We start from the raw sequence: 23,175 nt of genomic DNA, 5'->3' as shown, positions 1-23,175 counted from the left end.
ACCCGGCGCGGCCGGGCCGGGCGTCACCGCTCGGCGGCCCCCGCGCCGGTAAGCTGGCCCGCCGTGAGCATAAGCCGATCCGCCCCCACGGTGACCGACGTGGTCACGGAGCTGGAACGGCGCTATCCGCCGGTCTGGGCCGAGGAGTGGGACCGCGTGGGTCTGGTGCTCGGCGAGCCGGCCGCCCCGGTCCGACGGGTGCTCTGTGTGGTCGACGTGGTGCCCGAGACGGTCGCCGAAGCGCTGGCCGCCGACGTGGACATGATCGTTTCGCATCACCCGCTGCTGCTGCGCGGGGTCTCGACGGTCGCTCCGACGACCTTCAAGGGGCGGATCATCCACCAGCTCATCCGGGCCGGGGTGGCGCTCTACGCGGCGCACACCAACGCCGACGTGGCCTCCCCGGGCGTCTCCGACGCCCTCGCCGCCCGGTTCGGGCTGACCGGGCTGCGCCCGCTGCAGCGGCCCGCGCCCTCCTCGCCCGCCCAGGGCGACGACCGGGGGTTCGGTCGGATCGGCGAGCTGCCCCAGCCGATGACCCTCGCCGAGCTGACCCGGCACGCCGCCGCCGTGCTCCCCGTCACGTCCTGGGGAGTTCGCGCCGCGGGGGACCCCGGGCGTATGGTTCGTACCCTCGCCGTCAGCGGCGGGTCGGGGGACAGCTTCCTCGGCGCCGCGACCGCCGCCGGGGTGGACGCGTTCCTCACCGCCGACCTGCGGCACCACCCGGCCGGCGAGCACCTCGCCGCCGATGGTCCCGCCCTGATCGACGCCGCCCACTGGGCGACCGAACGACCGTGGCTGGACGACCTGGCCGCCCTCCTACGGGAGGCACTGGGCGTCGAGACGCTGGTGTCCGACCTGGACACCGACCCGTGGACCGTGCACGCCGCCGCACCCGTTGTGGACGACAAGGAGCCCGACCGTGAAGGCTGACCCTCAGGTGCAGCGCCGCCTGCTCGACCTCCAGGCGATCGACACCAACCTCGCCCAGCTCGCCCACCGCCGGCGTTCGCTGCCCGAGCGGGCCGAGCTGGAGTCGCTGGCCCGGGAGTTGTCGTCACTGGAGGACGAGCGCGTCCGCGCCCAGGTGGCGGTCGACGACCTGGACCGGGACATCACCCGACTGGAGAAGGACGTCGAGCAGGTCCGGGCCCGTAAGGAGAAGGACGAGAACCGGCTGGCCGCCGGCACCGGCCCGGCCCGGGAGCTGGAGGCGCTCCAGCACGAGCTGGTCTCGCTGAACCGGCGCCAGGGCGACCTGGAGGACGCCGAGCTGGAGCTGATGGAGCAGCGGGAGACCGCGCAGGGCGTACTGGACGGCGTGGAGCAGCGGCTGGCCGACACCCGGGACAAGCGGGCCGCGACCGAGCAGCGCCGCGACGCCGCGATGGCCGAGATCGCCAAGGAGGAGGAGTTCAAGCGGGGGGCCCGTCAGCCGCTCGCCGCCGACCTTCCGGGTGACCTGGTCACCCTCTACGAGAAGATCCGCGAGGACACCGGGCTGGGTGCCGCGCTGCTCACCGCGGGCCGCTGCGGCGGGTGCCGGTTGGAGCTCTCCGGTGCCGACCTGGCCCGGATTCGCAAGACCGCCCCGGACGACGTGGTCCGCTGCGAGGACTGCCGACGGATCATGGTCCGCACCAACGAGTCGGGTCTGTAGGTCGTGGCGCCGCGCGTGGTCGTCATCGAGGCCGACGGCGGGTCGCGGGGCAACCCGGGCCCGGCCGGCTACGGCGCGGTCGTACGCGACTCGGAGACCGGTGAGGTGCTCGGCGAGCGCTCCGAGTCGCTCGGCACGGCGACCAACAACGTCGCCGAGTACCAGGGGCTGATCGCCGGGTTGACCGCCGCCGCCGAGCTGGGTGCCGCCGAGGTGGACGTCCGGATGGACTCCAAGCTGGTGGTCGAGCAGATGAGCGGCCGGTGGCAGATCAAACACCCCGGCCTGCGACCCCTCGCCGCCCAGGCCGCCGGGCTGGTGGGCCGGTTCGCCGCGGTGCGGTTCACCTGGATTCCCCGCGAGCAGAACCGGCACGCCGACGCGCTGGCCAACGCCGCGATGGACGCCGCCGCCGGTCGCCCCCCGGCGCCCCCGGCCCCCGGCCGCCCTGCGGCTCTGGCCACCGGCCAGGCTCCGGCGACGCCCGCCACCGGCAGCGACCCGGCGACCGCGCCCGCCTCGTGGGAGCCGCGACCGAGCTTCACCGCCACCCGGCTGATCCTGGTCCGGCACGGCGAGACCGAGTACACCGAGCAGCGGCGCTACTCCGGCCGCGGCGACGTGCCGCTCTCCGAGAGTGGCCGGGCTCAGGCCAGGGCCACCGGCGCCCGGGTGGCCGCGCTGGCCCCGTCCGTCGCGGCCGTGCTCAGCTCACCGCTGTCCCGGTGTACGGCTACCGCAGCGGCGATCGCCGGGGCGCTCGGTGACGTGCCGGTCCGCACCGAGGACGACCTGATCGAGTGCGACTTCGGCCAGTGGGAGGGGCGCACCTTCGCCGAGGTGCGCCAGCAGTGGCCGGGAGAGATGGACGCCTGGCTCGCCTCACCCCGGATCGCCCCGCCGGGCGGGGAGTCGTTCACGCACGTCGCCGAACGCGCCCACCGCGTGATAGCCGGGCTGCTCACCGCGTACCCCGGTGAGACCGTGGTGGTCGTCTCGCACGTCTCGCCGATCAAGCTGGTGCTGCGCGACGCGCTCGCCGCCGGCGACGGGTTCCTGCACCGGCTCTTCCTGGACGCGGCCGGCATCTCGCTGCTCGACATGTGGCCCGACGGCGGCGTCGCCGTCCGCACGGTCAACGACACCGCCCACCTCGCCGCGCTCTGATCGCTGCTGGCGGTGGGTGAGGTCCACCGGCTCGTCGCGTCCTCCGCCGGCCGAGCCTGCTGCCCCGGCGGCTCGTCATTCGGCGCACCGTAATCACCGCTCGGCGCACGATTCGCCTTCCGGGCCGCGTGACGGCCGTCACAAAGTCGTAGCCTCCGGCCGTTACATCGAGAGCCACGACTCCCCGGAGGTGTGTCAGATGGCTGCACCGGAACCGGAGGCGCCGACCACGGCGCCAACCAGGGCGAAGGACCACAGCCCCTGGAACTGGTTGCTCTTCATCCCCATCGTGGTGCCGCTGATCCCGGCCTTCTTCAACGGCGACTCGCCCCGGATCTTCGGGTTCCCGCGCTACTACTGGCTGCAACTGGCGTACATCCTGCTCGGCGTCGCCACCACGACGTTGGTGTACCAGATGACGAAGAAGCGGGGTGGCCAGTGAGCGCGAGGAGTGAGCCGGGTCTGCGAGCCCCGCAGTCGCGAACGAAGGTGGTGCAGTGATGTGGCGCGACCATCTCACCGAGATCATCGTCTTCTCCCTGCTGTTCCTCCTGGTCAGCGGGATGGGCTTCGTGGCCGCCCGCTGGCGGGCACCGAAGGACATGGCGCACCTGGACGAGTGGGGGCTGGGTGGGCGCAGCTTCGGCGGCTGGATCACCTGGTTCCTGGTCGGCGGTGACCTCTACACGGCGTACACCTTTGTGGCGGTGCCGGCGCTGATGTTCGGAGCCGGGGCGGCCGGGTTCTTCGCCGTGCCGTACACCATCGTGATCTATCCGTTGGTCTTCCTGGTGTTGGTCCGGCTCTGGTCGGTGTCGCACCGGCACGGGTTCGTCACGCCGGCCGACTTCGTGCGCAAGCGGTTCGACTCGCCGGTGCTGGCGCTGCTGATCGCGATCACCGGCATCGTCGCCACCATGCCGTACATCGCGTTGCAGTTGGTCGGCATCGAGGCGGTGCTCAAGACGATGGGAGTCACCGGCGACAACGTGCTGGCCCGGCACCTGCCGATCATCATCGCGTTCGCCATCCTGGCCGCCTACACGTACCAGTCGGGCCTGCGCGCGCCGGCGCTGATCGCGTTCGTCAAGGACATCCTGATCTACATCGTCATCCTGGTGGCGATCATCTACCTGCCGTACAAGTTGGGCGGCTGGGGTGACATCTTCGCCGCCGCGGACGCGAAGTTCGACGCCTCGCCCAACCCGAACGACGGCATCCTGCTCAACGGCAACAACCAGCTCCAGTACGTCACGCTGGCGCTCGGGTCGGCTTTGGCGCTCTTCCTCTACCCGCACAGCATCACCGGTGTGCTGGCCAGCCGGAGCCGCGACGTGATCAAGCGGAACATGTCGGCGCTGCCGGCGTACAGCCTGCTGCTCGGGCTGATCGCGCTGTTGGGTTACATGGCCATCGCGGCGGGCGTGAAGCCCCTGCCGGGGGCGTCAGCCGGCAGCGTGGACAACAACACCATCGTGCCGCTGCTCTTCGACCAGCAGTTCCCGGACTGGTTCGCCGGTGTGGCGTACGCGGCGATCGGCATCGGCGCGCTGGTGCCGGCGGCGATCATGTCGATCGCGGCGGCGAACCTGTTCACCCGCAACATCTACAAGGAGTATCTGAAGCGGGACGCCTCCCCGGCCCAGGAGGCCAACGTCTCGAAGATCACCTCGCTGGTGGTGAAGGTCGGCGCCGTGGCCTGCATCGTCTTCCTCGACCCGCAGTTCTCCATCGATCTTCAGCTGATCGGTGGCGTGATCATCCTGCAGACCCTGCCGGCCGTGGCGCTGGGCCTCTACACCCGCTGGTTCCACCGCACCGGGCTGATCGTCGGCTGGGTGGCCGGCATGGGCCTGGGCATGTGGATGCTCTACCAGGTGGCCAGCCCGACCCGGAAGCACTTCGGCGGCTCGGCGTTCCCGCTGTCGGAGTTCGGCTTCGACACCACCAGGACGATCTACGTCGGCATCGTGGCGGTGGCGGTCAACCTGGCCGTCGCGGCGCTGGTGACGCTGGCGCTGCGGGCCGCGAAGGTGGCCGAGGGCGTCGACGGCACCACGCCCGACGACTACTTCGCCGACGAGGGCGACCCCCGTGTCACCCCAGGCGCCGAGAGCAACGCAGACCCGGCCCGCGAACCGGTCGCCTAACCCACCCCCCACCCCCCGTCCCGCCCCCGCCCTCGCCCCACCCCCGCTCCCCGTCGATCTAGGGCAAATAGTCGCTAGTTGATCTCCCTGAGCAACGATTTGCCCTAGATCGACGCGGGGTGTGGGGCGCGCGGCGCGGGCGCGGGGTGGGGGGTGGGGGTGGTGTGGGGCGCGGGTGGTTAGTGGGGGCGGTTGCGGGACTCTAGGGCCTTGTTGAGGCGGTGTAGCAACACCGCTAGGGTCTTTCGGTCATCGGCGGGCCAGTCGCCGAGCATCTCGCCGTAGAGCCGCGTCCGCGCGGCCCGCACCGCGGCCATCCGTTGCAGGCCAGCGGCGGTGGGGGAGATGACCGTGCCCCGTCCGTCGGTCGGGTCCGGGTTGCGGGTGATCAGGCCGTCCCGCTGAAGTGCGGACACCTGCCGGGTCACGGTCGAGCCGTCCAGGTTGAGCCGGGCGGCGAGCGCGGAGACGTTCTGCGGGCCGGCGCTGTCCAGGTGACGCAGGATCACGTACGCCGCCCGGTCGAGCACCCGGTGCTCGGCGGTGCCGGTGGCCCGCCGGGTGGCCTCGCCGAAGCGCATCAGCAGCGCCACCTCGGTTTCGATCCGGCCGAGGGTGATCTCGTGGTCGTCGTTCATAGCTGTACGATACAGGATAAGTACCTGCATGATACAGCTAACTGGGGAGTCGAAGTGGATCGGCGTTCCGAACCGAACCGCAGTGCCATCTACGCCACCACGCTGGTGGCCTTCCTCGCCATCGCCGGCATCGCCGTCGTCGACCCGATCCTGCCGGCCATCGGCGACGCGATCGGGGTCACCGCCTGGCAGGTCGAGCTGCTCTTCACCGCGTACATCGCGGTCATGGCCCTCGGCATGATCCCGGCGACGCTGGCCAGCGGCCGGTTCGGCTTCAAGCCGGTGCTCCTCACCGGCGTCTCCGTGGTCGGCCTGGCCGCGATCCTCGCCTCGTTCAGCAACAACATCGTGCAGCTGTCCGTGCTGCGCGGCGTCTGGGGGCTGGGTAACGCCATGTTCTTCGCCACCGCCATGGTGGTGCTGGTCAACCTGGCCGTCGACCGGGAATGGGTGGTCGGCCTCTTCGAGACCGCCCTTGGCCTCGGCTTCGCCGTCGGCCCGCTGATCGGCGGCCTGCTCGGCGGGATCAGCTGGCGGCTGCCGTTCTTCGTCTGCGGCGTGTTCATGGTCCTCGCCCTCGGCGTGGCCACCCGCAAGCTCCGCGAGCCCACCAACCGGCAGGCCCCGGTACGCATCGGCCAGATCTTCGCCACCTACCGCCGCCCGGCGTTCATCGCGCTCTGCGTGGTGACCGGCACGTACAACTTCGTGTTCTTCGTGGTGCTCGGCTACACGCCACTCTTCCTGGGCCTGGACGTCATCCCGCTCGGGCTGGCGTTCACCGGCTGGGGGCTCGGCCTGGCCGCCGGCATCCTGGTGATCGGCCACCGACTGGCCCACCGGATCGGAGCCGTGCAGACCGTCGGCGTGGCCATCGCCGGGCTGCTGGTCTGCATGGTCCTCTTCGCCACCTCCACCAGCACCGCCGAGGCGCTCGTGGTGCTGGTGCTCTCCGGCCTGTGCATGGGGCTGGCAAACGCCAACCTCACCGACCTGGCGCTCGGCCTCGGCTCCAGCGACCGCCGGGTCGCCACCGGTGCGTTCAACCTGGTCCGGTGGGGCGCCGCCGCGCCGGCACCGATCATCTCCGGCAAGCTCGCCGAGCACTCGCTGGCGCTGCCGTTCTGGGTCGGCTTCGGAGTGCTCGCCGTCGGCGTCCTGGTCTACCTGGCCTTCGCGCACCTGATGGCCGCCGGCTACGGCGAGCGGGTGCTCTGGTCCCGCCGGAACCGAGCCGCCTCCAGCGCGGAGCACGAGCCGATCGAGACGTACTGACCGCCGTTGCGAGGTCAGCTCAGGGCACGCCAGAGCAGGTAGAGGCCGATCGTCGTGCCGAACACCACGATCACCGCCTTGAGCAGCACCGGCGGCAACCGTCGGACCAACCGGGCGCCCGCGTACCCACCGATCAGCGTGGCCGGCGCGACCACCGCGACGGCCGTCCAGTTCACCGGGCCGAACAGGGCGAACACCACCAGCGTCGTGCACCCCACCACCGCGGAGAGCAGATTCTTGATCGCGCTGACCCGCGCCAGGGTCGCGTCCAGCACCAGGGCCAGCCCGGCGACCAGCATCACCCCGAGCGCCGCACCGAAGTACCCGCCGTACACCGCGCCGAGCGCGACCATCGTCTGCACCGCGATCGTCCGCTGGCGCGGCGACAGGTCCCGGGGGTGACCGACCAGCCGGCGCAGCGGGTCCTGGAAGGCCAGGACCGCGGTCGCGCCGAGGACCAGAAAGGGTACGACCAGTTCGAACGCGCGGGCCGGGGTGGCCAGCAGCAGCATCGCCCCGAGGATCGTGCCGACGATGGTGGTGGGCACCAGCGTGGCCAGCGCGCGGGGGCGCGGCAGGTCCGCCCGGCTGCCAGCCACACTGGCCAGGTAACCGGGGAACACGGCGACCGAGTTGCTGACGTTCGCCGGAACCGGGGGCAACCCGACCGCGATCATGGCCGGAAAGGTGATCAGCGATCCACCACCGGCTACCGCGTTGACCGTGCCAGCGGCGAGACCGGCGGCGAGCAGCAGCGCGGCGTGGGTGAGATCCATAGCCCCACGAGGCTAGCCGTCGCCTCGCGGGGCGGATTCGCCGACCGCCCTTGAGCTGCGCGATCTTGCTCAGGCGGGGCGGCAATACCGGCAGCACGCTCGTCGTTAGGATGAGAGCGCGACGGACGAGTCGACCGGGCGGTCGCGTCGGCGGGCTTCGGCCCGCCGCCGAGGAACGTCCGGACTCCACAGGGCAGGGTGGTTGTTAACGGCAACCCGGGGCGACCCGCGGGACAGTGCCACAGAAAACAGACCGCCGACCCCAACGGGGACGGTAAGGGTGAAACGGTGGGGTAAGAGCCCACCAGCACCCCGGGTGACCGGGGTGGCTTGGTAAACCCCACCCGGAGCAAGGCCAAGCAAGGGCCGTCACCGCAAGATGACGACCCGGCGCAGACGCTTGAGGGCTGCCCGCCCGATGTCTGCGGGTAGGCCGCTGGAGCCTGCCGGCAACGGCAGGCCGAGATGGATGGCCGCCGCCGGCGCAAACCCTTCGGGGTGCGCGCCGCGCACAGAATCCGGCGTACAGGTCGACTCGTCCGTCGCCCCGCCAGCTTGGTGCGCGCCAATACTTTGCCCTTGCGCTAAGTGTCGTTGCACGCCATGCTTAGCCGCATGGCACAGTATTCGGCGCAGCTCGACGGTGTGTTCGTCGCCCTCGCCGACCCGACCCGGCGCGGGGTAATCCGGCGCCTCGGCCACGGCCCGGCAAGCGTCGGCGATCTCGCCAGCGAGTTTCCGATGACCCTTCCCTCGTTCATGAAGCACGTACGGACGCTCGAGTCCAGTGGGCTGATCCGCACGGCCAAGTCCGGTCGGGTGCGCACCTGTGTGCTCAGCCGTGAAGGCCTCGCCGTCATCGATGACTGGCTCGCGGAGCAGCGCCGAATCTGGGAAGAGCGCACCGATCGCCTCGAACGCCTCGTCACCGACCCCGAGGAGAACAGACAGTGAATCCCGACCTGGACCTGACCCTGGAGCGGGTGATCCGGGCCCCCCGTGCCGCCCTGTGGAGCGCGTGGACCGACCCGTCCCGCTTCGAGAAGTGGTGGGTCCCGGCTCCGACCCTGTGCCGCGTCGACCGCTTGGACGTCCGGCCCGGCGGCGCGCTCGTGACACGACTGAGCGACGACGGGGTGGAGTTCGTCCCGCACGTCGACGCAACCTTCCTCGTCGTCGACGAGTTCGAGCGGATCGTGTTCACGAACGCGATCGACAGCGCCTGGCGGCCCGCGGACCCTGCCCCGGTCCGCATGACCGCCGAGATCACCCTGAATGATCACCCGGATGGCACGGACTACCGGATCATCGTCCGCCATGGTGATCCCGCTGCTCGCGCCCGTCACCAGGAACTCGGCTTCGGGCAAGGCTGGAGCTCGGTCACCGAGCAACTCGCCGGGGTCACCGAAAGCCAGGGCGCGCGATGAAGATCGCCCTTACCGAGTTCGTAACCCTCGACGGGGTCAGCCAGGGTCCCGGCTCGCCGACCGAGGATACGAGCGACGACTTCACCCGGGGCGGCTGGCTTGTGCCCTACCTGGACAAGCTCTTCGTCCAGCGCACCTCTGACTGGCTGGGGCTCGCCGACGGTCTGCTGCTGGGGCGGCGGACCTACGAGGCGTTCGCTCGCGACTGGCCGCAGATCACCGACGCGGACGACCCGTTCACCGAACGGATGAACTCACTACCGAAGTACGTCGTGACCAACACCCTCACGGAAGGTAGTTGGCACCCGTCGACCGTGCTCCGCGGCGACCCGATCCAGACCGTCGGGAAGCTCAAGGAGCAGCCAGGACGGGAACTCCAGATCCACGGGAGTGCACGACTCGGCAACGCCCTGTTGTCGGCCGGTCTCGTCGACACACTCCGACTCGCCGTCGCTCCCACCGTGATCGGTTCCGGGCGGCGGCTGCTCGACCGTCCAGGCGCACCCGTCGGCCTACGACTCGTTCGCCACGAGGTAACGGCGAACGGTTTGCTGCTGCTTGAGTACGAGCGTGTCGGCGTGGCCCCCGTGGCGGCATACGAAGGTGTCACTGCCTTCGTATAGTCACCGTGCTCAGACATGTGGCCGGCCACTGCCTCCATCGACTGACGTAGCGACACGCATGCGCGTAACGGATAACGCTGGCGTTGCGCGAACGGGGCCACGCCAGCCCACCGCATGGCGCCCTCGCCCGCACGGGGGACAGGCGCCTCCGCGCGGCTGTCGTCGGTTACGGCCGCTCGGGGACCTGGGCGACGAACGCGGCCCAGGTTGTTGGGGCGAAGGTCAATGCCGGACCGGCTACATCTTTCGAGTCGCGGATGGCCACAACGCCGCGCATGTTGCTCGCCACCTCGACGCAGTTTCCACCGCTTGCGCCGCTGCGGGTGGACTTACGCCACCGGGCGTTACTGAGGTCCATGATGGCTCTCAACTTCCTTCAGCAGGTCGATGGACTGCCGGCGTGGGAGCGCCTCGTTTCGGACGCTCTCCCACCTTGCCTGAAGCGTAGCTACATCATCGTTCCTGTCGATGACGTCCCCGCCAAGCTGGTTTTCGAGGTGTCCAACCCAGACGCCCTCGCTGGACCGAGCCAGCGCGAGCGGCCCGGACAGCCCGATGTGTAGGCCGCTGGCTATCGGGATGACGTGGACGTGAACGTGCGGAAGCTCGGCCATCGTGACCACGCCAGGTTCCTCGGGTGGTTGTCCCTGGCCCGCCGGCCTCGCCGGTCACCTCGACTCTGATTTTCCGTCGTCGCGTAGCGAGGGCTGGGTCAGCAGCGGTAGCCGCCGAGCGGGGCCGCACCGGCGAGCGCTTCGACTGTCGTCGTCGGCGCGATCGACTCGGTCGGGGTCGGCGAGGGCGGGGCGGCACTGGCCGTGGGGGTCGGCGGAGCCGGGGGCGAACCGCTGGGCGTAACGGCGGCGGCGGGGTCGACGAGGGTGACCGTGCTGCGTTGGAGCTGCTTGGTGACCATCCGGATGCTCGTGGCGGTCGCCTGGTGCTCGTACACGTCGGTGATTTTGATGCTGTAGGGCCCGGGGCCGAGCCCGCCCTCGACGGTCCAGTAGTTGTCGGTCTCGCGGGCCGCCTTGCGGAAGCCGCCGCCCGGCCCCTTCGCCTCGACCGAGCGGAGCGGATTGCCGTGGTTGCCGACCTGCACCGCGAACCACCACTGCGAGGCGCCCCCCTTCATCCGGAAGGTGAGCCCTCCGTCGAGCGGCGGGTTCACCACCGCCCGGTACGTCACCGGCACGACGCCCTGCGCCCGGTCGGCGATCCGGTCGAACGCCTGGTTCGAGAGGTCGATCTTGCCGGGTGCGCATCCGCCGCACTGGTCCATGACCAGGACCCGGACCGTGCCCTTCGGGCCGCTCACGTCCAGGTAACTGCCGCAGGCCGCCGCCCCGGAGTACTCGGATGAGCCGAGGGCCACGTAGAGCCGGTCCGCCGGAGGGCTCGGGAAGGAGCAGTTGCCGCCCGAGCGGCCCGCGTCGTAGAAGCTGGCCTTTCCCTTGTGGACGGTGCTTCCGGTCGGAGGCGCGGCGCAGGCCGGGGTGGCACCGGACCGTACGGCGAGGGTGATGCCGAGTACGGCCGCCAGGGCTGTCACCCCCGCACCGGCCACCCAGTGTCTGACCCGCCGATTCGACCGGGGCGTGCCGTTGTCGCCGGCCGGGGTGTCGTTCTCGGGGCCCGTGTCTGGTGCCGTCACGGCGCCTGATGTTGCCGCACGATGCTGCGGAATCGCAAAGCCGTCGAGCGGACCGTCACTCGCCGGATCGGCGGGGGCGCAATCCGTTGAGGGCGGTGCTCGACTACTCGTATCGCCACGAGCCCGGGGTGCGGCGTTCTAGGCTCCGAGATATGGCGGCGGCGTGCCCATTTCGACGTTGGCACACAAGGCCGGGTAGTGCCTTCACCCCATGATTCCCCTTGCGAGGCCGAGGCGCGAACTCAGACGGAGAGGAAGCACGCATGGCTGTCAAGACCAAAGCACGTCCAGGCACCACGGAGATTCGGCCGTTCACTGTCGAAATCCCTCAGGCGGACCTTGACGACCTGCGGAGGCGCATCGGGGCCACCCGCTGGCCGGAAAAGGAAACCGTTGACGACCAGTCGCAGGGCGTGCCACTGGCGACGATTCAGGCCGTGGCGCGCTATTGGGAGAACGAGTACGACTGGCGCAAGGTCGAGGCGCGGCTGAACGGCGTACCGCAGTTCATGACCGCCATCGACGGGGTGGACATCCACTTCATTCACGTCCGCTCGAAGCACGAGGATGCGCTGCCACTCATCGTCACGCACGGGTGGCCCGGCTCGGTGATCGAGCAGATGAAGATCATCGAGCCGCTCACCGATCCCACGGCGCACGGCGGGAGCGCGTCGGACGCTTTCCACCTGGTGATCCCCTCGCTGCCCGGCCATGGCTTCTCGGGCAAGCCGACCTCGTCGGGCTGGAACCCCGAAATGATCGCGACCGCCTGGACCGAGCTGATGAAGCGTCTCGGCTACACACGGTTCGTCGCGCAGGGCGGCGACTGGGGTGCGGTCGTCGTGGATCAGATGGGTGTGCAGGCGCCTCCGGAACTGCTCGGCATTCACACCAACATGGCGGGTGCGGTCCCACCCGAGATCGACAACTTGTTCCAGGGCGACACCACCGGAGCGAACAACGCCATGGGTTCGCTGCCATCCGGTCTGTCCGACGACGAGATGCGTGCGGTCACGGAGTTGGACTACGTCTGGAAGCACGTCGCCTATGCCCTCATGATGGCGACGCGTCCGCAGACGTTGACCGGCCTGGCGGATTCTCCGGTCGGCCTGGCGGCCTTCCTGCTCGACCATGACGCGAAAAGTCTGGCCCTCATCGCGCAGGTCTTCGACGGAGCCGACGCAGGCCTCACCCGCGACGACATCCTGGACAACATCTCGCTCTACTGGCTGACTAACACGGCGATTTCCGCGTCTCGTCTGTATGCGGAGAACAAGCTCTCGTTCTTCGCCACCAAGGGCGTCAACGTCCCGGTCGCGGTGAGCGTCTTTCCCGATGAGCTGTACGAGGCCCCGCAGAGTTGGGCCGAGCAGGCGTACCCCAACCTCATCTACTACAACAAGCTCGACATGGGCGGGCACTTCGCGGCCTGGGAACAGCCGAAGATCTTCTCCGAAGAGCTTCGCACCGCCTTCCGGTCGCTTCGCTAGATGGCCGTGTTCGGGCGGCCGCACCTGCCTCCGCTCGACGGGGCGGCCGAGTGGCTCAACTCCGAGCCACTCGGCCCCACCGACCTGCGTGGCCGCGTCGTCCTGGTGAACTTCTGGACGCTGACGTGCATCAACTGGCTGCGTCAGGAGCCGTACGTCCGTGCCTGGTCACAGGCCTACCGCGGCGATGGGCTCGTCGTCGTCGGGGTGCACACGCCGGAGTTCTCGTTCGAGCACGAGGTCGACTGGGTCCGACGGGCGGTCGCGGCGCGGTCGATCGACTACCCGGTCGCGGTCGACAACGACTACGCGATCTGGGGCGCCTTCGACAACCACTACTGGCCGGCGCTCTACTTCGTCGACACCGACGGGGTCATCCGCGACGAGCACTTCGGCGAAGGGCGCTACGAGCAGTCCGAGCGCGTTCTCCAGCAGCTGCTCGGCATCGAGCGCGAACCCGTTCCCGTCGATGGTCTCGGCCCGGAGGCAGCCGCCGACTGGGACAACCTGCGTACGCCGGAGACGTACCTCGGTTTCAGTCGCGGCGAACACTTCGCGTCGCCGAACGGCGCCGCGCTCGACGAACGTCGCGCCTACGAGGTGCCGGAGCGCCTGGGCCTCAACCAGTGGGCCCTGGCGGGTGAGTGGACGATCGGGGCGGAGAACGTCGTGGTCGACCGGGCCGGCGGCAGCATCGCCATCCGGTTCCACGCCCGCGACGCGCATCTCGTGCTGGCTCCCGGGACGCGACAGTCGATCCCGTTCCGCGTGCTCCTCGACGGCGAAGCTCCCGGCCCGTCACACGGCGTCGACGTCGACGATGACGGCAGTGGCGTACTCCAGGACGGCCGCCTCTACCAGCTCGTACGCCAGCACGACGCGGTCCGTGAGCGAACCCTGGAGATCACGTTCGGCGAGCCCGGCGCCGAGGCGTATGCCTTCACCTTCGGCTGACGCGCAGATCGACACTGCTCACCGTGTCGGAGACCGGTGAGAAGCTGCGTATCCGAGCGCCGGGACGCAGACGGTTGTCGGTGGCGTACCGGTCAGCGAGCGACTTCTCCGCGGCCTCGTCCCCGTCGTCGGCTTGGAGCAGCAGCGCGGCGATCTCGTCGGCGAGCGTGAGGTCGGCGTCGGCGAGGTCGTCGGTCATCGCGCCGAAACTGTCCCACAGCAGCAGTTCGTCCTTCTGCCGATGGGCCAGTTCGTGCAGGACGTAGTTGTAGATGAACCAGGCGCCGTGGACCGGCAGGTCGGGGGCCACGCCGTAGACGTCGGGATCGATCGTCCCGGCCCGGTAGGCCGACCACACCCGCGCTGCCGAGTCAAAGAGCCCGGCCTCGGGGTCGATGTCGTAGCCGTCGAACTGCCAGTCACCAGCCGGGTCGAGCTCCGGGTCCGCCCAGACCCAGCGGTGGCCGTCCCAGTACTCGACCAGTACGTGATCGTGATGCCAGCCGGGGGTGAAATAGGAGGCGAAGCCGACCCGGCTGCGGCTGGGAATGCCGTGCTGACGGAGGATCGCGACCGACAGCAGTGTGTGGTCCCGGCAGCAGCCCGCCACCCGTTCGGCTGTCAGACGCCCGGTCGTGAGGGGCAGGAAAAATCGGGACTGGTCGATGTCGAGGATGCGGTCCACCCAGCGGCAGTTCACCTCGTCCAGCCGGTCGCCGGGCAGCTCGACGCCGCCGGCCCGGTAGTGAACGATCACGTTGCGCGCGGTCGCCGCCACGGTGGGGATGTCGGTCGCCACGGCGTCGAGGATTCGGCCGTGCCGACCGGGGTCGCTGTAGGGGGAGTGTCTCCGGTAGTCATCGAGGTCCATGGGACCAGTCTCCGGCCCGCCACCGTGTCAGGGTCAAGGCGCCATTTCCGGATAGTGTCGACTGCTGTGACAACGCCTGAGATCACCGTCGCCAGCCCAGCGGACCGCGATGCGGTGGTCGGTTCGCTGGTCGCCGCGTTCGTCAAGGATCCCGTCCTGCGGTACCTGTTCCCCGACGAGGAGACCTACCCGCGCTACGCCGCCGCCTTCTTCGGGCACCTCTTCGACAAGCGGGTGCACCGGTCGTCGATCTGGACGATCGGTGGCGGTGCGTCCGTCGCCATCTGGGAGCCGCCGGCTCGGCAACTGGCTGACGTGCCGGCTGACGTGCCGGCTGCCGGGCACGGGTCGCCGAAGGAAGCTCCTTACCCGGCCGACGTGCTGGCCCGGGTGCAGGGCTACGACGACACTGTGCACGCCGCCCTGCCGACGTTCCCGTTCTGGTATCTCGGCGTCCTGGGCACCCACCCGGACAGCGCCGGACGTGGTTGGGGTCGCGCCGTCATGAGGGCCGGGCTGGACCGCGCCGCCGCCGATGGCCTGCCGGCGATCCTGGAGACCAGCAACCCGGCGAACGTCGAGCTGTACCGCCGCGCAGGCTGGGACGTGATGCGGTTCGTGTCAGAGCCCGCGCCCACCTGGATCATGCAACAGCCGACACGCTGAGAGCTAGATCTTGGACATTTCCCGTTAGGACCTGGCACCGCGGTGGACCCGACGTGTTCCACACCGATGATCAGGCCACCCAACGCGTCGGAGAGCGACGCGCGGACGGCGGTGAACCGTTGTGCCCAGGCCGGGTCGTACTCCTCGATGACGACGGACTCCCACGTCCGTGGTGGCTCGCCCAGCAGGCCGGCGTCGACCTGTTCGGGCGTGCCGTGGAAGCGCTGCACGACGTCCTGCGGATACTCGGCCACGGCAACCTCCCGACGAAGCAAAGTCCGCCAGGATGCGACAGGACGATCGGTGTGGCCCCACCCGACCGTTGCGGGCACCGGATGTCGGGTGCACCACCGCCCCCGCCGCCTAGCGTCACTGCTCGAAAGGGAAGGAGAAACCGGGTGCTGGAGCGGCTCAACGAGGCCATGGCGTACATCGAGCGGCACCTTGACCAGCGGATCGAGGTCGCTGAGCTGGCGCGGACCGCGCTGACGTCGGAGTACCACTTCCGGCGGCTGTTCTCCGCGCTGGCCGGCATCCCGCTGTCGGAGTACATCCGTCGGCGTCGGCTCACCGTCGCCGGCGCGGACGTCCTGGCGGGGGAGCGGACGTTGCTCGACGTCGCGGTGCGCTACGGCTACAGCTCGGCCGAGGCGTTCGCCCGGGCGTTCCACGCCGTGCACGGCGTGGGGCCCGGAGAGGCCCGGCGTACGGGGGCAGCGCTGCGCGCCCAGCCCCGGATGTCCTTCCGACTCACCGTCGAAGGGAGCGGCAGCATGGAGTACCGAATCGTCAGCAAGGACGCGTTCACGCTGGTGGGGCGCAAGGCCCGGGTTCCGCTGGTGCACGAGGGGATGAATCCGGCGATCGTCGCGTTCATCCGGAGCATCGACAAGGAGACGACCGGGCGGATCGAGGCGCTCTCCGATCAGGAGCCGGCGGGGATCGTGAACGTCAGCGACAGCCTCGCCGACAGCCGGGAGGAGGGCACCGAGTTGGACTACTGGCACGGGGTGGTGACCGGCGCAGCCCCGCCGGAGGACCTGGACGCGCTGCCGGTGCAGGCCGGGACGTGGGCGGTGTTCACCACCTCCGGTGCGTTCCCGCAGGCGGTGCAGTCCCTGTGGCGCGACGTGTTCACCCAGTGGTTTCCGTCCAACCCGTACCGCAGCCGACCGGGACCGGAGATTTCCCGGGTCCGGGTGTCCGCGGACGGCACGGAGGCGGACGCCGAGCTGTGGATCCCCGTCGAACGGGTACCCACCCCTATGTAGAGTTCCGATACAGTGGCCGGATGCGGATGACCATTCCGGTCGCGAAGGTGCTCGCGGCGCTGCTCGCCGAACCCGACGCGCAGCGCTACGGGCTGGACCTGATGCGTTTGACGGGCCTACCCAGCGGCACCCTCTATCCGGTGCTGCACCGGCTGAGGGGGGCCGGCTGGCTGGCCGCCGACTGGGAGGCGATCGACCCCGTCGTGGCCGGGCGGCCGGCCCGCCGCTACTACCGGCTCACCGCCGAGGGCGTGGCCCACGCCCGAAGCGCGCTCGCCGAGCTGCGTGCCGCCATCCCCGACAGTCGCTCTTCGTGGGGCGGCACCGAGCCCACCGGGGCGCCGGCATGGTGACCCGCCGGGCCGCCGAGCTGCTGCTGGAGATGGCCGCTCGCCGCTGGCCAGTCGACATCCGCGACGACCTGCGCCGCGAGTGGGCCGCCGAGTTGCACGTGCTCGCCGAGAGCGGCCGCCGGACAAAGATGGTCGGCTTCGCGGTGAGCCTCGCCGTCAGTCGGGCCGGCGCCCCGCTCGTCGACCGCAGCATGATGCATCGGCGGGCCCGCCGTACCGCGGCCGCGTTGCTGCTGTCCCCGCTCGTCTGCGTCGGGATCGTGGTCGTCAGCGCGTACGCGTTGTACCCGATCCAGACATTGAGCTGGTCGGAGCGGGCGCAGAAGCCGATCTGGGCAGCGCTCACCGTGGGGCTGGCGGTGCTGCTGGCGGTGTTCGCCGCGCGCTGGGCCCGGCACACCGCACTCGGCGGCCCGCTGCGCATCGCGCTCGGCGTGGTGCTCCCCATCGGTGTGGCGGCGGTCCCGCTCCTGTACGTCATCTACCCGGATGGCCTGGCCCGCGCCGTACCCGGTTTGCTGCTCTGGTTGGCCGGCCTGACGCTGGCCCTCTGGGCCGCGGCGAGCCTCGCCGCCCGAAATCGGGTCCGCGCCGCGTGGTGCGTGGGCATCCTCGGCGCACTCGTCGCCGCCGACTTCGCGGTGATTCTCGCCGTCGTCGACAGCATTCCGGGCGGGATCGGCACTGGGCCGGTGATCGACGCACGGGATGCCGTCGACCGGATCTCCGCGCCGCTGTGGCTCTTCACCTCGTGGACGGACTGGAACTTCGGTCTGCCCCGGCCCATCCCATGGGAGATCTTCCTGATCACCAACAAGGTGTTGGTGGAGCCCATGCTCTATCTGGCGTGCATGCCCTACGCGCTCGCGTACACCATTCGGGCGGCCCGGTCGGCGCCCACCGCGCCGGTCACCCTCGCGCCAACCCCGACCCCCGTCTGAGCCATGCGGCTCAGCTGGGTACGTCGTCCCAGGTCGTTCCCGGCTCCAGGTACCCGGTCAACTGGTTATCGCGCAACGCGTAGGCGATGACCAGCAAAGCGTGTTTGTCCAGCTCGGGCAGCCGGTCCAACGGGAACCACCGCACTGCCAGCGACTCGTCGTCGTTGACCCGGGCGGTGCCGGCCACCACCCTGCACAGGAAGCCCAGGTTGAGGTACTCGCACCGGTCCCCATTGGGGTAGGTGTGCTCGTGCGAAACGGCGCTGGACAGCCGCACCGGCGCGACGTCCAGACCGGTCTCCTCCCGCACCTCGCGGACCAGCGCGGTGGCCGGCTGCTCGCCCGGCTCGACGAATCCGCTGATCACCGACCAGCGCCCGTCGTCGGCACGCTGGCCGAGCAGCAGCTCCCCGGCGTCGTTGCGGACCACGGCGCTGACGCTGGGCAGCCAGAGCAGGTCGTGACCAACGTGCTTGCGGATCCCCACGATGTAGTCCGGTGTCGCCATCCGGCGATCATAGGCCGCGACCCCACTGGCCAGCGCCGTCGTGCCACCCCGCGTCGGGCGTCAGGCCGACCAGCTGACGGTACGGCGGAAGCGCTCGTACTCCTTGGTGAGTTCAGCGTCGATCCGTTCCATGCGGGCCTCGGTGAGCACCACCGAGGGGTCCTGCCACGCGGCGAGCGATGTATCCCGGCCTGGGCTTCTTTTGGTGTTCCGGCCCGTCGGGCGGAATGCATATCTACTGTGGAGAGGGTCGGCGACTTGTGCGATCCGGTGGCGGCCGGTCGGTTCGCGGTGCACAGTGATTCCCATGAGCGACAGCGGACGTAGTGGGCAGTTCTACTGGTGCACCCGGCACCACCGGGTCGAGACGGACGCCAACGTGTGCCCGGCGAAGCACGTCCTCGGCCCGTACGACTCGGCGGCCGACGCGGAGAACGCCCTGCAACGAGTGCAGGAGCGGAACGAGGCGTGGGATGCCGAGGACGCTCGTTGGGCCGGGGAGGACAAGTAGGCGGCGCGGGACGGCCCGCGCCGAGGTATTTCGTGCTCCGCGAGGACGCACGCGAGAGCACGTCCCCAAGGAGGGAACCACGATGGCCGAGACACAGCAGGCCACCACCCGCCCGGCCGCCCGACGCACCACCGCGAAGAAGACCGCCGCGGCGGAGCGGAACACGGCGGCGAGCCGGACCACCCCCGTCCGCAAGTCCACCGCGAGTGCGGCTGCGGCGAAGGCCCCGGCCAGGAAGGCTGCCGGCGGCGCGGGGCGCGCCCCGGCCACGAAGACCACCACGGCGGCCAAGAAGGCCCCCGCGAAGAAGGCCACGACCAAGGCCACCACCAAGGCGTCCACTGCGGCCAAGAAGGCGCCGGCGAAGACCTCGACCGCCACCCGCAAGACGACCACCGCCGCCAAGCGGACCCCGGCGCCCGCGGCGAGGAAGACCACCGCCGCCGCGAAGAAGACCACCGGTACGGCGAAGAAGACGGTGAGCGCGGCGAGGAAGACCACCACCTCGGCGGCGAAGAAGACCACTGCCGCGGCGAAGGCCCCAGCGCGCAAGACCGCGACCAAGGCGTCCGCCGCCAAGAAGACAGCGGCGAAGAAGACGACTGCCAAGAAGGCACCGGCGAGGAAGACGGCGGCGAAGAAGACCGTGTCCACCCGCCCCAGCGGCGGCGCCCGCAAGGCTCCGGCGAAGAAGGCCCCGGCCGCCAAGGCGACAGGCACCTCGTCGACCACCGCGCGTAAGGCGGCGGCGAAGAAGGCCCCAGCGAAGAAGACCGTCGCGGCCAAGGCTCCGGCCCGCAAGGTGACCGCCCGCAAGTCGCCGGCCCGCCCGGCCGCCGCACGGGCCACCGCCCCCCGGGGTACGCGCAGCACCGCTCGAAAGGCAACCGGCTGAGTGCAGGCCGCCCCGGCTGGCGCTGGCGCTGGCCCGGCTCGTCGGCGGGACCGGGCGCATTTTTGGGCCGGTCACCGGAAGCGGATCAGGCGCGGCGCTGTCAGGATTGACCCGTGGTCATCCGACGCGTACTCGCGCCCCGTATCGACTTCGGCGCGCTGCGCCGTGAGCTCGGCCTGTCCGAGGATTTCCCGGCCGACGCTCAGCGCGAGGCCGACGAGGCGGCTGCCGCACCACCGCAGCCGCCCGTCGACCGCACCGACGTACCGTTCGTCACGGTTGACCCGGCCTCCTCCCGCGACCTGGACCAGGCGATGCACCTCGCCCGCCGTCCGGGTGGCGGCTACCGGGTGCGGTACGCGATCGCCGACGTCGCGGCGCACGTCAGCCCGGGCGGCGCGTTGGAGGCGGAGACCTGGCGGCGAGGGCAGACCATCTACCTGCCCGACGGAAACGTGCCGCTGCACCCCCGGACGCTCAGCGAGGGTGCGGCCAGTCTGCTGCCCGACGACGACCGGGCCGCGGTGGTCTGGACCATCGACCTGGACGCCGACGGTGGCACCGTGGCCGTCGAGCTGGAACGCGCCCTGGTCCGCAGCCGGGCCAAACTCGACTACACCGGGGTGCAGGCGGCAGCCGAAGCCGGGCGGCTACCGGACCCGATCGCGCTACTGCCCGAGATCGGCGATCGGCTGACTGCCCGAGGGCTGCGTCGCGGTGCCATCAACCTGCCGCTGCCCGAGCAGGATCTGGAGCCCGACGGCGACGGTTGGCGGCTGGTGCTGCGCGGGCCGGCGCCCATGGAAGAGCACAACGCCCAGATCTCCCTGCTGACCGGGATGGCCGCCGCCGACATCATGCTGGCCGGCCGGGTCGGCGTGCTGCGTACCATGCCGGCGCCGAAACCGGAGGCGGTGCAGCGGCTGCGGGCCGCCGCCGCGCCGCTGGGTGTGCAGTGGCCGGACGATGTGGGCCCGGGTCAGGTGATCGCCGGTTTGGACGCCGCCCAGCCGCGCGCCGCCGCGTTCATCGACCAGGCGGCCGAGTTGATGCGCGGCGCCGCGTACACCGCCTTCGACGGGGCGCTGCCGGAGCAGCGGGAGCACGGCGGTGTGGCAGCCGCGTACGCCCACGTCACGGCGCCATTGCGGCGTCTGGCCGACCGGTACGCCACCGAGGTCTGCCTGGCCCTGCACGCGGGCCGGGCGGTGCCCGACTGGGCCCGCGCCGCGCTGCCCCGGCTGCCCGAGGTGATGGCGAGCACCGACCGGACCGCCTCGGCTGCCACGCGGGGTGCCGTCGAGCTGGCCGAGGCGGTGCTGCTGGCGCACCGGGTGGGCGAGACCTTCGATGCGGCCGTGCTGGACGTGGACGCCCCACCCAACGGCCGAGCCCGCACCCGCCCACCCGGCGGCACGGTCGCGCTGGACGCCCCGCCGGTACGCGGGCGCTGCCTCGGCCAACTGCCGCTCGGCGAACGGGTCCGAGTCCGACTCGTCACCGCCGACCCGACCGCACGCACGGTCCTGTTCGAGCTGGCCTGACCCGGCTGCCGGCCGCAAACCCGCTGCCTTGGCTGGCCGCTGCCTCGGGCTTGCCCGCTGGCCTGCTGCCTCGGGCTGCCGGCTCCTCGCTGGGATGGGGTGCGGGTTACCCGGAGGCAGCGGGGATTGTCACAGCGCTCGGCGCTGCAGTCGGACCGGGCGGTTTGCGAGGATGAACCCATGGCATACGACGCGAGCACGCTGCCCGACGTGTCCGGGCTGACGGTCGGCATCATCGGTGGCACCGGTGACCAGGGACGAGGCCTCGCCTACCGATTCGCGCGGGCCGGGCAGACGGTGCTGATCGGCTCTCGGTCCGCTGAGCGGGCCGTCGAGTCCGCGGCCGAGATCGCCGCCCTGCCCAGGATGCCGGCCGACGTCAGCGTCACTGGTGCGGCCAACGAAGAGGTAGCCAGGCGTAGCGACGTGGTGATCATCGCGGTGCCGTGGGACGGGCACGCCGCCACCGTCGCCGCTCTCGCCGAGCCGCTCGCCGGCCGGATCGTCGTCGACTGTGTCAACCCGCTCGGCTTCGACAAGCAGGGCCCGTACGCGCTGACCGTCGCCGAGGGCAGCGCCGTGCAGCAGGCTGCCGCGTTGCTGCCCGAATCCCGGGTCTGCGCGGCGTTCAACCACGTCAGTGCCCCGCTGCTGGCCGACCCCGAAGTCGACCGGATCGACCTCGACGTGCTGATCTGCACCGAGGAACGCGAGCTGGTCGACGTGGTCGGCGCGCTCGCCGCCCGGATCCCCGGAATGCGTGGCATCTACGCCGGCCGGCTGCGCAACGCCCACCAGATTGAGGCGTTCACCGCCAACCTGATCGCCATCAACAAGCGCTACAAGGCACACGCCGGCATCCGCGTCACCGACCTCTGATCAGCTCACCGACGTTCAAGTGCGCTGACCGGAGGTCGCTCGGCCTGACGCTCGCTCGGCACGGTGCTCGCTCGGCCTGACGCTCGTCGGTGTCCGAGCGCGGCGCTCTGCGTTGGTGCTGATCTGCGACCGATGAGCTGATCTGCCGCGCGGTGACCTGGCGTCGGTGTGCTGACCTATCTGGACGCGATTATCGCCTTGACGTACGAGGTGCCCCGGGCCGTTGCGCTGGGCATGCTTGCCGCCCGCTCGGTCAAACCCTGGAGCGGGGCGGGGCCTGGAGGCCGGGCTTGGCGCGTGGACAGGACCGGATGAAGTTGTCTGCCGATTGTGCTCACGTTCGTTGGTGGTAGTGGTTGCGGCGGGGGAGTTGGTCGGGGTCGAGCCAGGCGGGTGGGATGAACTCGGGGTGGCCGTCGCGGCCCAACCGGACTGTCCAGTCGCTGTGGTGGATGTGGCGGTGGTGGTGGCCGCAGAGTAGGACGGCGTTGGCAAGGTTGGTGGGGCCGTTGTCGGCCCAGTGTTGGATGTGGTGGGCGTCGCACCAGCGGGGTGGGCGGTCGCAGCCGGGGAAGGCGCAGCCGTGGTCGCGGAGGATTAGGGCGCGTCGGAGGGGTCCGGTGATGAGGCGGCGTTGTCGGCCTACGTCGAGGACCTGGCTGGTGCTGCCGAGGACGGTGGGGAGGATGGTCGCGTCGCAGGCGAGCCGGCGGACTGTTTCGGGGGTGAGGTGCAGGCCGGTGTCGAGGGTGCCCGCGCTGAGCTGTTGGGTCAGGCTTTCGAAATTGGTGGTGACGACGAGCTGAGCTGGGTCCCCACCGTGGTCGGGTAGCTCTCGGGTGCGCAGGGTGAGTCGGCAGAGGTCGGCGAGGGCGTCATGGCGGCGTTGCCCGGGGGAGCGGGGGTCATCGGGGCCTGA

The 23,175-nt window shown here is 70.5% G+C and carries 26 protein-coding genes, 1 other RNA gene and 2 pseudogenes; 20 read left to right on the top strand and 9 right to left on the bottom strand.

All coding sequences use genetic code 11. The features are described 5' to 3' along the window. The first annotated feature begins 63 nt into the window (after positions 1-63). From ABZT18_RS27270 to mctP, 5 genes are all read left to right on the top strand, one after another. Complete coding sequence (locus ABZT18_RS27270; RefSeq protein WP_354996877.1) at positions 64-936, top strand: Nif3-like dinuclear metal center hexameric protein; 873 nt, start codon at positions 64-66, stop codon at positions 934-936. Further along, a complete protein-coding gene (locus ABZT18_RS27265) occupies positions 926-1,663 on the top strand; it encodes a C4-type zinc ribbon domain-containing protein (protein ID WP_354996878.1) in 738 nt (245 codons plus the stop codon). The genes ABZT18_RS27270 and ABZT18_RS27265 overlap by 11 nt, the downstream gene beginning before the upstream one ends. Positions 1,664-1,666: 3 nt before the next feature. Then, positions 1,667-2,830 (top strand): bifunctional RNase H/acid phosphatase, encoded by a 1,164-nt coding sequence (locus ABZT18_RS27260; protein ID WP_354996879.1) that lies wholly within the window; start codon positions 1,667-1,669, stop codon positions 2,828-2,830. Between the two features lie 199 nt (positions 2,831-3,029). Next, complete coding sequence (locus ABZT18_RS27255; RefSeq protein WP_354996880.1) at positions 3,030-3,272, top strand: DUF3311 domain-containing protein; 243 nt, start codon at positions 3,030-3,032, stop codon at positions 3,270-3,272. A 58-nt stretch (positions 3,273-3,330) separates the two neighbouring features. Further along, positions 3,331-4,980, top strand: coding sequence for a monocarboxylate uptake permease MctP (gene mctP, locus ABZT18_RS27250; protein ID WP_354996881.1), 1,650 nt, complete (start codon positions 3,331-3,333; stop codon positions 4,978-4,980). Between the two features lie 179 nt (positions 4,981-5,159). On the opposite strand, the gene ABZT18_RS27245 is transcribed toward mctP, so the two are convergent. Further along, entirely contained in the window at positions 5,160-5,618 is a 459-nt protein-coding gene (locus ABZT18_RS27245; RefSeq protein ID WP_354996882.1) for a MarR family transcriptional regulator, read from the bottom strand. 54 nt (positions 5,619-5,672) lie between these two features. Between ABZT18_RS27245 and ABZT18_RS27240 the strand changes: the two genes are divergently transcribed. Beyond that, a complete protein-coding gene (locus ABZT18_RS27240; RefSeq protein WP_354996883.1) occupies positions 5,673-6,893 on the top strand; it encodes an MFS transporter in 1,221 nt (406 codons plus the stop codon). Positions 6,894-6,907: 14 nt separating this feature from the next. Here ABZT18_RS27240 and ABZT18_RS27235 read toward each other — a convergent pair whose 3' ends face one another. Next, entirely contained in the window at positions 6,908-7,669 is a 762-nt protein-coding gene (locus tag ABZT18_RS27235; protein ID WP_354996884.1) for a sulfite exporter TauE/SafE family protein, read from the bottom strand. A gap of 126 nt (positions 7,670-7,795) precedes the next feature. On the opposite strand from ABZT18_RS27235, the gene rnpB reads away from it, so the two are divergent. The 4 genes from rnpB (at position 7,796) to ABZT18_RS27215 (ending at position 9,719) form a co-directional block, all read left to right on the top strand. Beyond that, positions 7,796-8,211: RNase P RNA component class A (rnpB, locus tag ABZT18_RS27230), an RNA gene on the top strand. A gap of 46 nt (positions 8,212-8,257) precedes the next feature. Continuing rightward, positions 8,258-8,623, top strand: coding sequence for a metalloregulator ArsR/SmtB family transcription factor (locus tag ABZT18_RS27225; RefSeq protein WP_354996885.1), 366 nt, complete (start codon positions 8,258-8,260; stop codon positions 8,621-8,623). Then, complete coding sequence (locus ABZT18_RS27220; RefSeq protein ID WP_354996886.1) at positions 8,620-9,096, top strand: SRPBCC domain-containing protein; 477 nt, start codon at positions 8,620-8,622, stop codon at positions 9,094-9,096. The genes ABZT18_RS27225 and ABZT18_RS27220 overlap by 4 nt, the downstream gene beginning before the upstream one ends. Then, positions 9,093-9,719, top strand: coding sequence for a dihydrofolate reductase family protein (locus ABZT18_RS27215; RefSeq protein WP_354996887.1), 627 nt, complete (start codon positions 9,093-9,095; stop codon positions 9,717-9,719). Before ABZT18_RS27220 ends, ABZT18_RS27215 begins: the two co-directional genes overlap by 4 nt. A 166-nt stretch (positions 9,720-9,885) precedes the next feature. On the opposite strand, the gene ABZT18_RS27210 is transcribed toward ABZT18_RS27215, so the two are convergent. The 3 genes and pseudogenes from ABZT18_RS27210 to ABZT18_RS27200 form a co-directional block, all read right to left on the bottom strand. Continuing rightward, positions 9,886-10,077 (bottom strand): DUF397 domain-containing protein, encoded by a 192-nt coding sequence (locus ABZT18_RS27210; RefSeq protein ID WP_354996888.1) that lies wholly within the window; start codon positions 10,075-10,077, stop codon positions 9,886-9,888. After that, positions 10,064-10,342: pseudogene (locus tag ABZT18_RS27205) on the bottom strand (Scr1 family TA system antitoxin-like transcriptional regulator); the annotation flags it as partial. The gene ABZT18_RS27210 and the pseudogene ABZT18_RS27205, both read right to left, overlap by 14 nt. 89 nt (positions 10,343-10,431) lie before the next feature. Beyond that, positions 10,432-11,373 (bottom strand): expansin EXLX1 family cellulose-binding protein, encoded by a 942-nt coding sequence (locus ABZT18_RS27200; protein WP_354996889.1) that lies wholly within the window; start codon positions 11,371-11,373, stop codon positions 10,432-10,434. Positions 11,374-11,636: 263 nt separating this feature from the next. Between ABZT18_RS27200 and ABZT18_RS27195 the strand changes: the two genes are divergently transcribed. Together ABZT18_RS27195 and ABZT18_RS27190 are read left to right on the top strand one after the other, a co-directional pair. Next, positions 11,637-12,863 carry an epoxide hydrolase family protein gene (locus tag ABZT18_RS27195; RefSeq protein ID WP_354996890.1) on the top strand — a complete coding sequence of 409 codons (1,227 nt, stop codon included), beginning with the start codon at positions 11,637-11,639 and terminating at the stop codon, positions 12,861-12,863. Beyond that, complete coding sequence (locus ABZT18_RS27190; protein ID WP_354996891.1) at positions 12,864-13,817, top strand: redoxin domain-containing protein; 954 nt, start codon at positions 12,864-12,866, stop codon at positions 13,815-13,817. Here the strand turns inward: ABZT18_RS27190 and ABZT18_RS27185 are convergent. Then, positions 13,804-14,688: a transglutaminase domain-containing protein gene (locus ABZT18_RS27185; RefSeq protein WP_354996892.1), complete on the bottom strand. Its 885-nt coding sequence runs from the start codon at positions 14,686-14,688 to the stop codon at positions 13,804-13,806. The two genes, ABZT18_RS27190 and ABZT18_RS27185, sit on opposite strands and share 14 nt — an antisense overlap. Positions 14,689-14,754: 66 nt before the next feature. Here ABZT18_RS27185 and ABZT18_RS27180 point away from each other — a divergent pair, with 66 nt between their 5' ends. Continuing rightward, positions 14,755-15,354, top strand: coding sequence for a GNAT family N-acetyltransferase (locus ABZT18_RS27180; RefSeq protein WP_354996893.1), 600 nt, complete (start codon positions 14,755-14,757; stop codon positions 15,352-15,354). A 41-nt stretch (positions 15,355-15,395) separates the two neighbouring features. On the opposite strand, the pseudogene ABZT18_RS27175 reads toward ABZT18_RS27180, so the two are convergent. After that, a pseudogene (locus tag ABZT18_RS27175) lies at positions 15,396-15,584 on the bottom strand (GrpB family protein); the annotation flags it as partial. Positions 15,585-15,752: 168 nt separating this feature from the next. Between ABZT18_RS27175 and ABZT18_RS27170 the strand changes: the two are divergent. The 3 genes from ABZT18_RS27170 to ABZT18_RS27160 are packed head-to-tail and all read left to right on the top strand — an operon-like array spanning position 15,753 to position 17,919. Continuing rightward, positions 15,753-16,625 carry an AraC family transcriptional regulator gene (locus ABZT18_RS27170; RefSeq protein ID WP_354996894.1) on the top strand — a complete coding sequence of 291 codons (873 nt, stop codon included), beginning with the start codon at positions 15,753-15,755 and terminating at the stop codon, positions 16,623-16,625. 20 nt (positions 16,626-16,645) lie between these two features. Then, positions 16,646-16,978 (top strand): PadR family transcriptional regulator, encoded by a 333-nt coding sequence (locus ABZT18_RS27165; RefSeq protein ID WP_354996895.1) that lies wholly within the window; start codon positions 16,646-16,648, stop codon positions 16,976-16,978. Further along, positions 16,939-17,919, top strand: a complete 981-nt coding sequence (locus tag ABZT18_RS27160; protein ID WP_354996896.1) for a hypothetical protein — start codon at positions 16,939-16,941, stop codon at positions 17,917-17,919. Before ABZT18_RS27165 ends, ABZT18_RS27160 begins: the two co-directional genes overlap by 40 nt. A gap of 10 nt (positions 17,920-17,929) precedes the next feature. Here the strand turns inward: ABZT18_RS27160 and ABZT18_RS27155 are convergent, their stop codons facing one another. Continuing rightward, on the bottom strand, positions 17,930-18,427 hold the full coding sequence (locus tag ABZT18_RS27155) for an NUDIX domain-containing protein (RefSeq protein ID WP_354996897.1): 498 nt from the start codon (positions 18,425-18,427) through the stop codon (positions 17,930-17,932). Positions 18,428-18,734: 307 nt separating this feature from the next. Between ABZT18_RS27155 and ABZT18_RS27150 the strand changes: the two genes are divergently transcribed. The 4 genes from ABZT18_RS27150 (at position 18,735) to npdG (ending at position 22,256) form a co-directional block, all read left to right on the top strand. After that, positions 18,735-18,938 carry a hypothetical protein gene (locus ABZT18_RS27150; protein ID WP_354996898.1) on the top strand — a complete coding sequence of 68 codons (204 nt, stop codon included), beginning with the start codon at positions 18,735-18,737 and terminating at the stop codon, positions 18,936-18,938. Positions 18,939-19,020: 82 nt separating this feature from the next. Next, entirely contained in the window at positions 19,021-19,833 is an 813-nt protein-coding gene (locus tag ABZT18_RS27145; protein WP_354996899.1) for a histone, read from the top strand. A gap of 113 nt (positions 19,834-19,946) precedes the next feature. Continuing rightward, positions 19,947-21,377 carry an RNB domain-containing ribonuclease gene (locus ABZT18_RS27140; protein ID WP_354996900.1) on the top strand — a complete coding sequence of 477 codons (1,431 nt, stop codon included), beginning with the start codon at positions 19,947-19,949 and terminating at the stop codon, positions 21,375-21,377. Between the two features lie 180 nt (positions 21,378-21,557). Further along, positions 21,558-22,256 carry an NADPH-dependent F420 reductase gene (gene npdG / locus ABZT18_RS27135; RefSeq protein WP_354996901.1) on the top strand — a complete coding sequence of 233 codons (699 nt, stop codon included), beginning with the start codon at positions 21,558-21,560 and terminating at the stop codon, positions 22,254-22,256. A gap of 334 nt (positions 22,257-22,590) precedes the next feature. Here npdG and ABZT18_RS27130 read toward each other — a convergent pair. After that, positions 22,591-23,175, bottom strand: a 585-nt coding sequence (locus ABZT18_RS27130) for a DUF222 domain-containing protein (RefSeq protein ID WP_355252833.1), incomplete at its 5' end; no start/stop codon positions are given.

This window comes from Micromonospora sp. NPDC005291, from assembly GCF_040607415.1.
Taxonomy (GTDB): Bacteria; Actinomycetota; Actinomycetes; order Mycobacteriales; family Micromonosporaceae; genus Micromonospora.
This window is presented reverse-complemented; position numbering and strand designations above follow the sequence as displayed.

Bases quoted from the DNA above. Each gene is read 5' to 3' on its own strand.
- ABZT18_RS27215 (WP_354996887.1), top strand. From the start codon at position 9,093: ATGAAGATCGCCCTTACCGAGTTCGTAACCCTCGACGGGGTCAGCCAG.
- ABZT18_RS27235 (WP_354996884.1), bottom strand. From the start codon at position 7,669: ATGGATCTCACCCACGCCGCGCTGCTGCTCGCCGCCGGTCTCGCCGCT.
- ABZT18_RS27245 (WP_354996882.1), bottom strand. From the start codon at position 5,618: ATGAACGACGACCACGAGATCACCCTCGGCCGGATCGAAACCGAGGTG.
- ABZT18_RS27165 (WP_354996895.1), top strand. From the start codon at position 16,646: ATGCGGATGACCATTCCGGTCGCGAAGGTGCTCGCGGCGCTGCTCGCC.
- ABZT18_RS27190 (WP_354996891.1), top strand. From the start codon at position 12,864: ATGGCCGTGTTCGGGCGGCCGCACCTGCCTCCGCTCGACGGGGCGGCC.
- ABZT18_RS27155 (WP_354996897.1), bottom strand. From the start codon at position 18,427: ATGGCGACACCGGACTACATCGTGGGGATCCGCAAGCACGTTGGTCAC.
- ABZT18_RS27195 (WP_354996890.1), top strand. From the start codon at position 11,637: ATGGCTGTCAAGACCAAAGCACGTCCAGGCACCACGGAGATTCGGCCG.
- ABZT18_RS27150 (WP_354996898.1), top strand. From the start codon at position 18,735: ATGAGCGACAGCGGACGTAGTGGGCAGTTCTACTGGTGCACCCGGCAC.
- ABZT18_RS27185 (WP_354996892.1), bottom strand. From the start codon at position 14,688: ATGGACCTCGATGACTACCGGAGACACTCCCCCTACAGCGACCCCGGT.
- ABZT18_RS27145 (WP_354996899.1), top strand. From the start codon at position 19,021: ATGGCCGAGACACAGCAGGCCACCACCCGCCCGGCCGCCCGACGCACC.
- ABZT18_RS27255 (WP_354996880.1), top strand. From the start codon at position 3,030: ATGGCTGCACCGGAACCGGAGGCGCCGACCACGGCGCCAACCAGGGCG.
- ABZT18_RS27210 (WP_354996888.1), bottom strand. From the start codon at position 10,077: ATGGACCTCAGTAACGCCCGGTGGCGTAAGTCCACCCGCAGCGGCGCA.
- mctP (WP_354996881.1), top strand. From the start codon at position 3,331: ATGTGGCGCGACCATCTCACCGAGATCATCGTCTTCTCCCTGCTGTTC.
- npdG (WP_354996901.1), top strand. From the start codon at position 21,558: ATGGCATACGACGCGAGCACGCTGCCCGACGTGTCCGGGCTGACGGTC.